Annotated in this window: 11 protein-coding genes; 4 read left to right on the top strand and 7 right to left on the bottom strand. The window is 63.2% G+C overall.

What is annotated here, in order from left to right; all coding sequences use genetic code 11:
* Positions 1 to 53 precede the first annotated feature (53 nt).
* On the top strand, positions 54 to 602 hold the full coding sequence (locus ACX80B_RS13485; RefSeq protein ID WP_459296979.1) for an acyl-CoA thioesterase: 549 nt from the start codon (positions 54 to 56) through the stop codon (positions 600 to 602).
* A 21-nt stretch (positions 603 to 623) separates the two neighbouring features.
* Here ACX80B_RS13485 and ACX80B_RS13480 read toward each other — a convergent pair whose 3' ends face one another.
* From ACX80B_RS13480 to ACX80B_RS13470, 3 genes are all read right to left on the bottom strand, one after another.
* A complete protein-coding gene (locus tag ACX80B_RS13480) occupies positions 624 to 2663 on the bottom strand; it encodes an acyltransferase family protein (RefSeq protein ID WP_459296977.1) in 2040 nt (679 codons plus the stop codon).
* Between the two features lie 87 nt (positions 2664 to 2750).
* The gene (locus ACX80B_RS13475; protein ID WP_459296975.1) at positions 2751 to 3437 is read right to left on the bottom strand and encodes a TetR/AcrR family transcriptional regulator; all 687 of its coding nucleotides are present in this window, start codon (positions 3435 to 3437) and stop codon (positions 2751 to 2753) included.
* A 71-nt stretch (positions 3438 to 3508) separates the two neighbouring features.
* Positions 3509 to 4594, bottom strand: coding sequence for a tartrate dehydrogenase (locus ACX80B_RS13470; protein WP_459296973.1), 1086 nt, complete (start codon positions 4592 to 4594; stop codon positions 3509 to 3511).
* Positions 4595 to 4767: 173 nt separating this feature from the next.
* Here ACX80B_RS13470 and ACX80B_RS13465 point away from each other — a divergent pair, with 173 nt between their 5' ends.
* Genes ACX80B_RS13465 through ACX80B_RS13455 form a run of 3 tightly spaced genes read left to right on the top strand, consistent with a single transcriptional unit; the run spans position 4768 to position 8506 of the window.
* On the top strand, positions 4768 to 6315 hold the full coding sequence (locus tag ACX80B_RS13465; protein ID WP_459296972.1) for a GntP family permease: 1548 nt from the start codon (positions 4768 to 4770) through the stop codon (positions 6313 to 6315).
* Between the two features lie 11 nt (positions 6316 to 6326).
* Positions 6327 to 7577: a CaiB/BaiF CoA transferase family protein gene (locus ACX80B_RS13460; RefSeq protein ID WP_459296970.1), complete on the top strand. Its 1251-nt coding sequence runs from the start codon at positions 6327 to 6329 to the stop codon at positions 7575 to 7577.
* On the top strand, positions 7574 to 8506 hold the full coding sequence (locus ACX80B_RS13455) for a hydroxymethylglutaryl-CoA lyase (RefSeq protein WP_459296968.1): 933 nt from the start codon (positions 7574 to 7576) through the stop codon (positions 8504 to 8506). Before ACX80B_RS13460 ends, ACX80B_RS13455 begins: the two co-directional genes overlap by 4 nt.
* A 59-nt stretch (positions 8507 to 8565) precedes the next feature.
* Here the strand turns inward: ACX80B_RS13455 and ACX80B_RS13450 are convergent, their stop codons facing one another.
* The 4 genes from ACX80B_RS13450 to ACX80B_RS13435 are packed head-to-tail and all read right to left on the bottom strand — an operon-like array spanning position 8566 to position 12655.
* A complete protein-coding gene (locus ACX80B_RS13450) occupies positions 8566 to 9372 on the bottom strand; it encodes an IclR family transcriptional regulator (RefSeq protein ID WP_459296966.1) in 807 nt (268 codons plus the stop codon).
* A gap of 33 nt (positions 9373 to 9405) precedes the next feature.
* Positions 9406 to 10578: an acyl-CoA dehydrogenase family protein gene (locus tag ACX80B_RS13445; RefSeq protein ID WP_459296964.1), complete on the bottom strand. Its 1173-nt coding sequence runs from the start codon at positions 10576 to 10578 to the stop codon at positions 9406 to 9408.
* A gap of 56 nt (positions 10579 to 10634) precedes the next feature.
* Entirely contained in the window at positions 10635 to 11798 is a 1164-nt protein-coding gene (locus ACX80B_RS13440; RefSeq protein WP_459296962.1) for a CaiB/BaiF CoA transferase family protein, read from the bottom strand.
* Positions 11795 to 12655: a fumarylacetoacetate hydrolase family protein gene (locus ACX80B_RS13435; protein ID WP_459296960.1), complete on the bottom strand. Its 861-nt coding sequence runs from the start codon at positions 12653 to 12655 to the stop codon at positions 11795 to 11797. Before ACX80B_RS13435 ends, ACX80B_RS13440 begins: the two co-directional genes overlap by 4 nt.
* Between the last annotated feature and the right edge of the window lie 3 nt (positions 12656 to 12658).

The raw sequence follows: 12658 nt of genomic DNA, 5'->3' as shown, positions 1-12658 counted from the left end.
AGGGAGCGACGGCGATTTCCTCCCCTAAGTTACTGATGGGTAATATGATCGCCATGCATCTGCTTTTGCGAACTCTGCTGCACCTGGTCCTGTCCCGCCGTCGTCCCAAACTCAGTATCTGGGGCAACTCATCCGTGCCGATGCGGGTGCTGCCAACGGATATCGACATCGCCATGCACATCAACAACGGTATGTATCTGTCGCTGATGGACCTGGGCCGGTTCGACCTGATGGTCCGCAGCGGAATCTGGGACAAGATGCGGCGCAACGGCTGGAGCCCGGTGGTCAGCGGCGAAACCATCAGTTTCCGCAAATCGCTCAATCTGGGACAGCGGTACAGCATCGAATCGAAGATCCTCGGCTTTGACGACCGCGCCATCTACTTTGAGCAGCGGATGGTGTCCGACGACGAGATCTACGCCCGCGCTTTCATCGCCACCCGGCTGGTCAGCGAATCGGGGCCGGTGACCAATGAGGAGATCTTCTCCACTTTCGGAAATCCACCGGCGGACCTGATCCTGCCGGAGTGGATCCACGAGTGGCGGTTGAACAATTCCCTGCCAAGCACCCGCCGTCCGGCGCCGCACGCCTGGGCGAGGTAGCCGTCGTCGTCGGCAATGGCCTTACTTTTTGAGCGCCTTCTCCACCAGTTTTTCCATATACGGCGCCAGGGTTGCGGCGTAAGTGGCGGAGATGTGGGAGCCGTCGAAGTAGGTGACGACACCGCCAATCGCGCTGTAGCAGGTTCCATCCCGGCAGAAGTACTTGTCCATGTTGAGCGTGCTGATGTTCGGGTCGTCCAGTTGTTGGGCGGCCTCATTCAGAGGCGTCATCACGGCCCAGTCCTCCTTCGGTCCGGCGCACTCGAAGTGATCATCGGGATTCTCCGCCAGGCATTCGGGCACCGACGACGGCTTGGGATAGGTCGGATCCTTAATCACCAGCAGGTTGGTTCCGGCGTCGGTCCACTTGCTCAGGTAACTTTTGTACCCCTTGCGCGCCGGGTCGTTGGATTCGTTGTAGCTGTAGCCCTGCACCGGGACTGATTGGCGTTCGGAGGTGACGACCAGGTCGTACTTGTCACCCTTGGTCTCTTCCATCACCCACTTGCCCCAGTCGGAGCAGTTTTCGGTCTGTTCCTCGGTATCGAATTCCAGCTTCACGTCCGTGGCATTGCAGCGTGACATCAGGTACGTCGTGATGGTCCAGCCATTTTCTTCGGCGAGGACCTCAAGGGCCGGCAACCAATGTCCGGCATGCGAATTGCCCACGAGTGCGACCTGTTTCGGGCCGGAGCCGAAGGTGCAGGTGGCACGGTCCTCATACGGCGGGTACGGCTGGCATTCCTCGACGGATCCCTTTGGCATGTCTTCCGCAGCCAGGGCGGGACCGGGAACCAGTTCGGCGTCGGTTTTCGGTGGTGGGCAGTGCTCGTTGCCCTCGGCGAGCGCAGCGGCACCGAAACAGGGGTTGTCGCCTTCGATAGCTGCCTGCAGTTGTTCCGCCGCCTTGCCCTCGCGGTATTCAACCTCCATGATTTGCACGGCTCCAACGGCGACGACGGCGGTCATCCCCGCGGCTGCGAAACGGTAGGACGCGACCAGCGGCGAGCGGGTCTTGCCGAACCGGAACCGGTCTTCCACCCATGCCTTGCTCAGCCCGGCGAGCAGCAGGGTGGCGACGAGGATGAAGAACTTGTCCAGCCGGCCCAGCTGGTCCCCGCTGGCAAACGGCAGCAGCGCAATCAGCGGCCAGTGCCACAGATAAACCGAGTAGGAAACGTTGCCGAGCCACTGGATGGGACCGTGTTCAAGCACCGCCGTGGGCGAGTAGGGTCCGGTGGCCCCGGCCCAGATTACGAGCGCTGCGCCGAGGACGGGCAGGAGCGCGGTGTAGCTGGGAAAAGGCGTCGACGAGGTATAGAACACTCCCGCCGCCACCATTGCGCCGATGCCCGTCCAAGCGAGGATGGGCGCCGCCACGTCGCCAATCCGCCCGGACTTCAACGCGGGAAGGGTGGCGATCAACCCTCCCATGGCCAGTTCCCACATGCGGGTCGGCGTGATGAAGTACGCGCTCGCCGGGGAGGCGGCGGTCGCGGCGACAGAGGTGATCAGGGAAGCGCAAATCACGGCGCCAATAACCACTTGTGCAACCCGCTTGGGAGCGAGGTTGCGCCGGGCGGCGAACCAAAAGGCGCCAAGCAGGAGGATAGGCCACGCGATGTAGAACTGTTCCTCCACAGACAGTGACCAGAAATGCTGCACAGGGGAGGCATCCCCGCCTCCGGCCAGATAGTCGGTCGACGACGACGCCAGCAGCCAGTTCTCGACATAGAGTGCCGAGGCGATGATCTCCTGGGCAATCTGGTGCCACTGCGTTACAGGAGCCACGAGCCGGGTGGCGACGGCGGTGGCCACGAGGACCAGCAACGACGCGGGCAGCAGCCGGCGGATGCGTCGGCTCCAGAACCTGCCCAGGTCGGCGAAGCCCTGCGGCGGTTTGGCCAACAGGTGCGACGTGATCAGAAAGCCGGAGATAACAAAGAAGATGTCGACGCCGACAAAACCACCGGTCAGACGGTTCGGCCACAAGTGGTACAGCACAACCAGCGAGACCGCCAGGGCCCGCAGTCCCTGGATGTCCTTGCGAAAGCCTTTCACCGGCACCGCCGACGGCGGCGCAGACCGGCTTGTATAACGGTTTCGCATCAATTCATACCATCATTGAAGCGGGACCATCCGCAAGTTTTACCCTGTGGCGGTTTCCTTCCAGCTTCGACGCTGTGCCTTAAGACCGCTGATCATGCCTTCGAGGCCCAGTTCGAAGGCCGTATCGGCGGAGGATGAACCTTCGCTCTGGTGCTGGAGGCGTACGGCGTCGGCAAAATTGGGATTGGAATCGGCCAATTGGCCGGACTCGAAGATATCCTTCGGCGCAATGGCGTCGAAGGCAGAACCGAAAATGAAGGATTCCAGCGCCACGATAGCTGGCACGATCAACGGCGTCGGCCAGCCGTCCTTCATGAATCCTGAAGTCACGGCCTCGTACATCTGCATGGTGTGCTCAGCGCCAGTCACGGGCAGCACGGCGATCACCGGGATCAGCGGCGTGTGGCTGCTGAAAACCGTGCGGTAGGACCACGCCCACTGGCGGACTGCTTCATCCCACGGCTCGGTTTCGAAGCTGGCGATGGCCACCTTGGTCATGATGTGGTCCTGGATCAGCACGAGTACGTCCTGCTTGGAGGAGACGTGGTTATACAGGGCCGACGGCGCAACATTCAGGGCGCGGGCCAGCTCCGACATGGTGAACTTCTCGTAACCGCCGGCCTTGATCAGCTCCAAGGCCCCCAGAGTGATGAGTTCCCTGGAAAGCACCTTTTCCGTCGGCCTTCCGGCGGAACGATGTCCCCCGGTTGTCGCTGTAATCGCCATCAATCTCCCTCCAGGGCACAACCTGACCGCCCGTCGAAGGGCTACTTCAACATCTTACGTTCCGGACAGGATTAGTCTTCCTTCACCGCGGCGGCGATGGCCCCTCCCAGCGAAGTTGTGGATCCTGTTCCCTGCAGGTCGGGTGTCAGTTGTCCTGCCTCCGGTCCCCTGGCGAGGACCTTCTCGATTGCCCGGACGACGGCCTCGCCGGCGTCGGTGTGACCCAGGTGCTCCAGCATCATCGCTCCACACCAGATCTGCCCGATCGGATTGGCGATGCCCTTGCCGGCGATGTCGGGGGCGGAGCCGTGCACGGGCTCGAAGAGGGAGGGGTATTCGCCCTCGGGGTTGATGTTGGCGCTGGGCGCTATGCCAATGGTTCCGGTGCAGGCCGGACCCAGGTCGGAGAGAATGTCTCCAAAGAGATTGCTGGCGACGACGACGTCGAACCAGTCCGGGTGCAGCACAAAGTTGGCGGCCAGGATATCGATGTGGAACTTGTCGGTCCGGATCTCCGGGAACTTCTCAGCCATGGCCTCGACTCGCTTGTCCCAGTACGGCATTGAGATGGAGATTCCGTTGCTCTTCGTCGCCGATGTCAGGTGCTTCTTCGGCCGGTTGCTGGCGAGTTCATACGCGTATTTGAGGACCCGGTCGATGCCGTGGCGGCTCATGACCGTCTCCTGCATCACGATCTCCCGGTCGGTTCCTTCATACATCAGCCCGCCGACGCTGGAGTATTCACCTTCGGTGTTCTCCCGCACCACGTAGAAGTCGACGTCGCCAGGTTCCCGCCCAGCCAGCGGGCTCCGCACCCCCGGCATCAGGCGCACCGGGCGCAGGTTCACGTACTGGTCGAAGACACGGCGGAACTGCAGCAAACTGTCCCAGAGCGACACATGGTCGGGGACGACGTCGGGCCAGCCGACGGCACCGAAATAGATCGCGTCGAACGTGGACAGGGTCTTTTCCCAGTCCTCCGGGAGCATCCGTCCATGCTCCAGATAGTAGTCCGCCGAGGCGAAGTCGAACTCCACGAACTCAAGGTCGAGGTTGAAGACCTCAGCGGCTGACTTCAGCACCCGGATTCCTTCCGGCATGACCTCCTTGCCAATACCGTCACCCGGAATGACAGCGATTCTTTTCGTGGTGTCCATCTTGAAATCTCCTTCAGTGACGCGTCGTCGTCCCATCGCAGGGCGTTCCTGCAGAACCTGAAACACAGCCTAGAGGAAATTGGGACTTGACTCACATCATGAGATCGTGCTCACATTATGGGGACGTGATGTTGATTACAGCATCCCAGGATTGAGGACGACAAGGAAAACTTATGGAAGATTGGCAAATACTAAGCATCACGGCGGCGTCCATCATCGCCATCGTGGTGATGATCCTGAAGCTCCGGGTGAATCCCGCCATCGCGCTGGTGATCGGCGGAACAATCCTCGGTCTCGCCACCGGACTGGGCGTGACCAAAACGACCGAAACGATCATGCGCGGCTTCGGCGACATCATGTTCGAAATCGGCTTGTTAATCGCCTGGGGCGTTCTGATGGGAGCGCTGCTCAACGAGATGGGCGCCATCCGCAAACTGGTCGACAAGCTGCTGCACGTCTTCGGGCCCAAGGGCGTTCCGTACGCGCTTGGCCTCACTATCGGAACGGCCCTGCAGTCAATCTTCCTCGATGTGCTGCTGGTGATGAGCGCGCCGCTCGCCCGCCGCATCGCCCCCAAACTGGGCAAATACGGAACCGCCAAAATGGCCACCGCGATGGCGATCAGCCTCGAGTGCGGCATCGTCCTGATGGTTCCCGGCGTCGCCACCGTCGCGCTTGCGGGTCTCCTGAGTGTCCCGCTCGGCGAGATGCTGATCTACGGTCTTCTCGTCATCGTTCCAACCATCATCGTGGCGATCATGATCATGAACTTCTTCATCCACCGAGGACTCTGGAATGCCGAATCGGACGAGCAGCAGCTCCTCCTGGAGACGTCCGGTCCGGCTGAATCCGGCGAATCCGGGGAAGCCGGGCGGCACGCTAACGGCGGCACGTCCGGCCCCGCTGCACCCACCTCGGGCACCTCCACGTCAGGCACCTCCACGTCAGGCACCTCCACGTCAGGCTCAACCTCCGACGACGGCAACCTCGCCACCGAAAGACAAGGCTCCAAGCAGCACACCGGCGTCGCAGTCCTCTCTGATGAGACCCGCCCCCATGACGCCCCGGCCCGCCGTGAACCGGGCCTGCTGGTGATGTTCGCCCCGATGCTCCTCTCGCTGGTGCTGATCGGTGGCGGCGCAATTTCCACCATGGTCGGTTTCAGCTCAGCCGTCACGGAATTCCTGTCGACGCCGGTAATCGCCCTGCTGATCGGTCTGCTCGGTACCAGCCTGGTTGCCCGGATGACCATCGGCACCAAGCGCGTCGAGACGGCCGTGGCCAGTGGCTTCAACGATTCCGGTCAGATCCTCATCCTCACCGGTGCCGGCGGTTCGCTCGCCGCAATCGTCGCCACCAGCGGAATGGGCGACGTCCTGGGACAGTACTTCTCCGCCTCGACGGTGGCGCCGCTGCTGGTGGTCTGGGGCATAGCGGCAGTGCTGCATATCGCCGTCGGCTCCGTCTCCATCTCAGCCATTACGGCCGCCGGACTGCTGGCTCCTGTCGCTCCGGCCCTTGGACTCAACCCGGTGCTGATCGCCTTGGCCGCCGGTGCCGGTTCACTGTTCCTGGTCCATGTAACGTCCAATACCTTCTGGCTGCTGCAGTCGATGCTCGGCCAGACAACCCGCGGAACCCTGAAGACCTGTTCTTTGGGAGTCTCCGTCGCCTCGGTGGTCGCCCTCGGCTTCACCCTGGTGCTCAGCATCTTCATCTAGGAATGGTTCACTTGACGGAAAACACGAACGACATCGCGCCGCTGCAGGGCATCAGGGTGCTCGAATTGGGCAACTACATTGCCGCACCTACCGCGGGACGGCTGCTGGCCGACTTCGGCGCGGAAGTGATCAAGGTTGAGCGTCCCCGCACCGGAGACGAGCTGCGGAACTGGCGGCTGTATGCCGGCGACACGTCCATGCTTTACCGGACGATCAACCGCAACAAAAAGTCCGTGGTGATCGACCTGCGCACCGAGGAAGGCCGCGCGATGGTTCTTGACCTCGCCGCGAAGTCCGACATCGTGCTGGAGAACTTCCGGCCCGGAACCCTGGAAAAGTGGGGCATCGGCCCGGAGGTCCTCAACGAAGTGAACCCGGAACTGATTGTCACCCGGATTTCCGCCTTCGGACAGACGGGCCCGATGTCGGCACGGCCGGGATTCGCGGCAGTCGCCGAGGCATTTGGTGGCTTCCGGGAGCTGGTGGGCGACCCGGACCGGCCCCCGGTACGCGTCGGCGTCTCCATCGGCGATTCGATCGCAGGCCTGTATGCCGCGTTCGGGTCGGTGATGGCGCTGTTTGAGCGGGAAACCAAGCGCGGCCGTGCGCCGATTCCGCTCGGACACCGGATGATCGACGTCGCTCTCAACGAAGCCATGCTTTCGATGATGGAATCGCTCATCCCGGACCACAGCGCCTACGGCGTCAACCGGGAACGGACCGGCGGACGGATGGAGGGGATCGCACCGTCGAACGCCTACATATGCAAGGGTGGCGGCAGCATCGTCGTCGCCGGTAATGGAGACCGGATCTTCGCCCGTTACATGGAAGCCATTGGACGACCCGATCTGGGCAGCGACCCGGGACTCCAGACCAACGCCGACCGGTGGGCCAGGCGCGAGGAACTGGACCAGGCAATCGGCGAGTGGACAGCGGCGCGCACGGCGAAGGAAGCGCTGGAGGTCCTCGACGGCGCCGGGGTTCCCGCCGGGCCGATTTACACGGCCGCCGATATTGTCACGGATGAGCAGTACGCCGCCCGGAACATGATCCAGCGGTTTGATGTCTCCACCGGCGAAGAGACGCTGTCCGACGTCGCGTTTGTCGGGGTCACGCCGGTCATCGGCGGACAGTCGCTGCCGATCAGGAACCTGGGCCCGGATCTGGGCGCCGATACCCGCGAGGTGCTGGAAAACCTGCTGGGCAAAACGCCGGAAGAGGCTGCGGATATCATGGCACGGATGGAAATGGAGCTGGTATGAGCCCGACTGGAAATGGACCGTTGCTGCGCGATGTAACCCTGCGCGACGGCTTGCAACTGACTGGCGGAGTGCTTTCGGTCGAGCGCAAGGTGGAGATCGTTCGGTCTCTGCTTGCGGCCGGCGTGCCCTCGATCGAAATTGGTTCAATGGCGCGTCCGGACCTGGTGCCGCCGATGGCCAACACGGTCGAACTGATCGAGGCGCTGACGCCGGAGGAACTGGAAAAATGCTGGGTCTGGGTCGCAACGCCCCGCCATGTGGAAAAGGCGGCAGCGGCCGGCGCGCGGAACATGCAGTACTGCCTGAGTGTTTCCGACGCCCACAATAAGGCCAACATCGGCCGGACCACCGAAGCCAGCATGGAGGCACTGCCGCAGGCAATCCAGAATGCGCGCGACGCCGGGGCAACCATTCAGCTGTGCCTCGCCACGTCCTTTACCTGCCCTTTCGAGGGCCGGATCGACCCGGACCGGGTGCTGAAGCTGGTGGAGGACCCGCGCGGCGAAGGCGTAAACGACGTCGTCATTTGCGACACGCTCGGCCATGCGGTTCCCGCTGAAGTTTCTTCATTAATCGGTCGGGTACGGCAGTCGGCGCCGGAACTCGGCGTCGTCTATCACGGCCATGACACCTGGGGAATGGGAGTAGCCAACTCGCTGGCAGCCATAGAAGCCGGTGCGACGACGGTCGACGGTGCGCTGGGCGGCCTCGGCGGCTGCCCGTTCGCTCCCGGAGCTTCGGGCAACACCTCCTCCGAGGACCTGCTGTTCGCCATCCGTCCTGACTGGTTGAAGCCGGATAACTTTGCCGATCTGGTGCGGCTCGGCGAGGGCATCATCAGCGAACTGGGGGAGAATAACCGCTCCAAATCGGCACAGGGAACACGGTCCAAGGCCTCGGCCTTCGAATGGGTTATCCAAAGCGCCTGACTACTGCGCGGAGCCAGACGGGCGGTCCAGTTACTGTGTGAGTCAGCCGGGCCGCCCGGTTACTGCGCCTTGTCGGCCGGGCCGCCGCGCTCGGATGGCCAGCGTCCGCCCACCATCCGGGTGATCTGTTCGGCTCCCTCCAACAGTTTCTCCACCCACTGCTCGCAGAGTTCGCGTGGCATCCGGAGCGTCGGACCCATAATGGTCAACGCGCCCACCAGATCCGCCTGGGCGTTGAACACCGGTGCCGATAATCCGCTGGCGCCCGACTCGCGTTCGCCTGTCGTGATCGCGTACCCGTCATTCCGGGTATGTTCGATGGCCAGGCGGAGCGAATCGGTGTCCGTAATCGTGCTTTCCGTCAACTGGTCCAGGTCCGTGGCGAGGACGCGTTTGGCCAGATCTGGATCCCACGCCAGCAGCACCCTCCCGGCCGAACCGGCGTGCAACGGCAGGATCCGGCCGACGCGCATGTCACGGCGCAGCATGTGGTGCGTTTCGGCCACGGCAACGCAGACCCGGTAGTTCAGCGAGCTTTGGAAAAAGCCGACCGTTTCGCCCAGCTCATCCCGAAGTTTGTTCAGGACCGGCTTGAGGATTTCCAGAATTTCCACGCCCTGCGTCGCGGGGGCGGCCCAGTACGACATCTTGATGCCCACCCGATAGCGGTCATCGACCCGGTCCAGGAACCCGTGCGTCACCAGATTGCCGACCAGCCGCTGCACGGTCGACGTCGGAAGTCCGGTAGCTTCCCGGATTTCGGTCAACGACAGTTCAGGACGGGCCAGCGAGAAGGCGCCGAGGATATCGCTGATCTTGTTCAGGACGAGCAGAGGGGCAGGACCACGGCTGGTTTGGGCAGGCATGTATCAATCCTATGGTCCGCGTCCCCGGCAACATCACCGGAAGGCGGGCGTCCCCGTGATGTGGTTCCCGAGGATCAGGGTGTGGACCTCGTCGGTGCCCTCGTAGGTGCGGACGCTTTCCAAGTTGTTGGCATGCCGCAGCGGCGAGTAGTCCAGGGTGATGCCGTTACCGCCGAGCATCGCCCGGGCGTCGCGGCAGATCTGGATGGCTTCGCGGCAGTTGTTAAGTTTGCCCACCGACACCTGGTGCGGCTGCAGTTGGCCTGCGTCTTTCAACCGTCCGATCTGCAGCGCCAGCAGGGTGCCCTTGTTGATTTCCAGCGCCATGTTGACCAGTTTTTCCTGCGTCAGCTGGTAGCCGGCCAATGGTTTACCGAACTGCAGCCGCTGCTGCGAGTACTCGAGCGCGGTCAGATAGCTGTCCCGGGCGGCACCCATCGCACCCCAGATGATTCCGTAGCGCGCTTCGTTCAGGCACTCGAACGGGCCCCGGAGTCCCTTCGCGTCCGGCAGCATGGCGGAGGCCGGAAGCCGCAGGTCTGTCAGTTCAATTTCGCACTGGATGGAGGCTCGCATGGACATCTTCTGGTCGATGACCGTCGCCTTGAAACCGGCGGTGTCGGTTGGCACCACGAAGCCGCGGACGCCGTCGTCGGTCATGGCCCAAATGATGGCAACCTTGGCGACCGAGGCGAGGCCGATCCAGCGCTTGGTTCCGTTCAGCACCCAGTCGGCATCCGGGCCGGTGCCGTCGCGGCGGGCGAAGGCCTGCATGCTGCCCGGGTCGGAGCCGGCCGTCGGTTCGGTCAGTCCGAAGCAGCCAATCGCCTCACCGGAAGCCATTTTGGGCAGCCACTCGTTCTTCTGCTCCTCGGAGCCGTGCTTGTGGATCGCCGACATCGCGAGTGAGCCTTGGACGCTGACAAATGTCCGCAGTCCGGAATCGCCGGCCTCGATTTCAAGCGCGGCAAGGCCGTAGTCGACGGCGGTCCGTCCCGGGCAACCGTAGCCGTCCAAGTGCATGCCCAGCAGGCCGAGCTTGGCCATTTCCGGCACGATCTCCAGCGGGAAGGCCGCGTTTTCGTACCACTCGGCGATGTTCGGTTTGATGGCGGTATCGACGAAGGAGCGGACCTCCGCCCGCAACGATTTTTCGTCCTCGCTCAAGAGCGAGTCGACGGCGATCAGGTCTGCTGTGTCAATCATTGGTGTCTTTCGGTTTGAAGGGCTTGAGGGCTTGAGGACTTGCAGGAAAGGCGAGGTTAGTCGTCGACGTTGACGAGGCTGCGCGCCTCGAAGGTCGCTCCGTTGTGTTCGCCGAGCAGCGGCGGCAACCGCCGGTACTGGGCAGGGGTTCCGGAGAGGCGGATCGGATTGGCAACCTGCTGGCTCACACGGGAGCGCGTCGCGTCGGAAATTTCCACGACCGGGGAGAGACCAAGGCTGTCCGCCAGGTCGAGGGCCTCCACAATCGAGTTGACCTTCCCGGCCGGGACGCCGGCGTCGGTCAGCAAGTCCGCCCACTGCTCTGCCGGCTTGGACTGCAACTGTTCCTCCAGCATCGATTTCAACACGGTCCGGTTGGCGACGCGGCTGGAATTGCCGGCGAACCGCTCATCCCGGGCGAGTTCCGGCACGCCGAGCACCCGCACCAACGCTGCAAACTGCCTGTCGGTTCCGACGGCGACCGCCAGCGGCCCATCCGCGGTTTTCAGCGTCTCATAAGGGGCGATGCTCGGATGCGCGTTCCCCATCCGCTGCGGTGCCTCCCCGGTCGCCAGGGTGCTGGACGCCTGGTTCACCAGACCGGATAGCAGCGATGACAACAGATTCACGTCGATCCGCTGGCCAACACCCGTCTGGTCCAGGGACCGCAGCGCGGCAAGGATTCCGACGACGGCGTTTTGCCCCGTGACGACGTCGACCAGCGCCACGCCGACCTTGCTCGGCTCGGAATCCGGCGATCCGGTCACGCTCATCAGTCCGCCAACCGCCTGGACGAGGAGGTCGTAGCCGGGCAGGTGGGCGCCGCCGGTACTGCCGAATCCCGTGATGGAACAGTAGACGATTCCGGGCCGCTTGGCGCGCAATGTTTCATAGTCGAGGCCGTACCGTTCCATCACGCCGGGGCGGAAATTCTCGATAACGACGTCGGCCTCCATGGCGATGGCGGCAGCCTCATCCAGCCCCTGCCCGGTGGCGAGGTCGCAGACGACGGAGCGCTTGTTCCGGTTCACGCTGGAGAAGTACGTGCCGACCCCGTAGTCGTCGACCGGCGGAACCCAGGACCGGGTGTCGTCGCCGGAGGGCCGTTCAATCTTGATGACGTCCGCGCCGAAGTCGGCCAGCATCATGGAGGCGAACGGTCCGGCGAGGACGCGGGAGAAGTCCGCCACCTTAACGCCGGAAAGCGGTCCCTGGCTCATTTGGAGACCTCCTGTCCGACCACCGGGTTCGTCAGTACTCCCACGCCGGGAATGCGGCATTCGGCAACGTCCCCTGACCGGATATGTACCGCACCCGGAGTCCCGGTGGAAATGATGTCGCCCGGATACAGCGGCATCACCTTGCTGTGGAAACTGATCAGGTAGGCAGGGTCGTACCGCATGTGGGAGACCGTGTTGCGCCGGTGGACTTCACCGTTGATCACGGTGGAGACTTCGACGCCGGCCAGGGAACCGTCGTCGTCGGTCACCTCTGCCAGCGGAACGATCCGCGGACCGAAGGAAAAGAATCCGGGAAAGTTTTTTGCCCGGGTGAGGAAGCGCGGATTGCGCTGCAGGATGTCCTCGGCCGTCTGGTCGAGCACGGGAACGACGCCGGCGGCATACGACAGCGCCTCCTCCGGTTCGACGTCCCGGCAGAAACGTCCGATGACGATGCCCAGTTCGGCTTCGGCGGTGGTTCGCTCGCTCTGCCACGGAATCGGAATTTCCTCGCCGGGACCGATTACGGTGTGGTCGCCCTTGATGAACGACGCCGGTTCCTCCGGGACGCCTTCAGCGAGGTCGGAGGCATGTTCCACATAGTTAAGGCCGATGCCCCAGAGCATCCGCGGGTGCCGGTATGGAGCGCCGAAAGTCACCTCATTGACGCTGCGGAACACCCCCGCCGGCGCTTCCGCCGCAGCGGTTTCGAGACATTCGAGCAGGCCGGAGGAGAGCACCTCGAGTACGTCGCCGGTGAAGTCCGGCAGCAGGTCGCGGATCAGCGCCACCCCGCGCTGGGGGTCGACGACGGCGGCGGACTCGCCCCTGAAGTCGAGGATTGAACAGAGCTGCATAAT

This window comes from Arthrobacter monumenti (assembly GCF_054511255.1).
The sequence above is the reverse complement of the archived record's forward strand: the minus strand, read 5'-3'. Positions and strand labels throughout refer to the sequence as shown.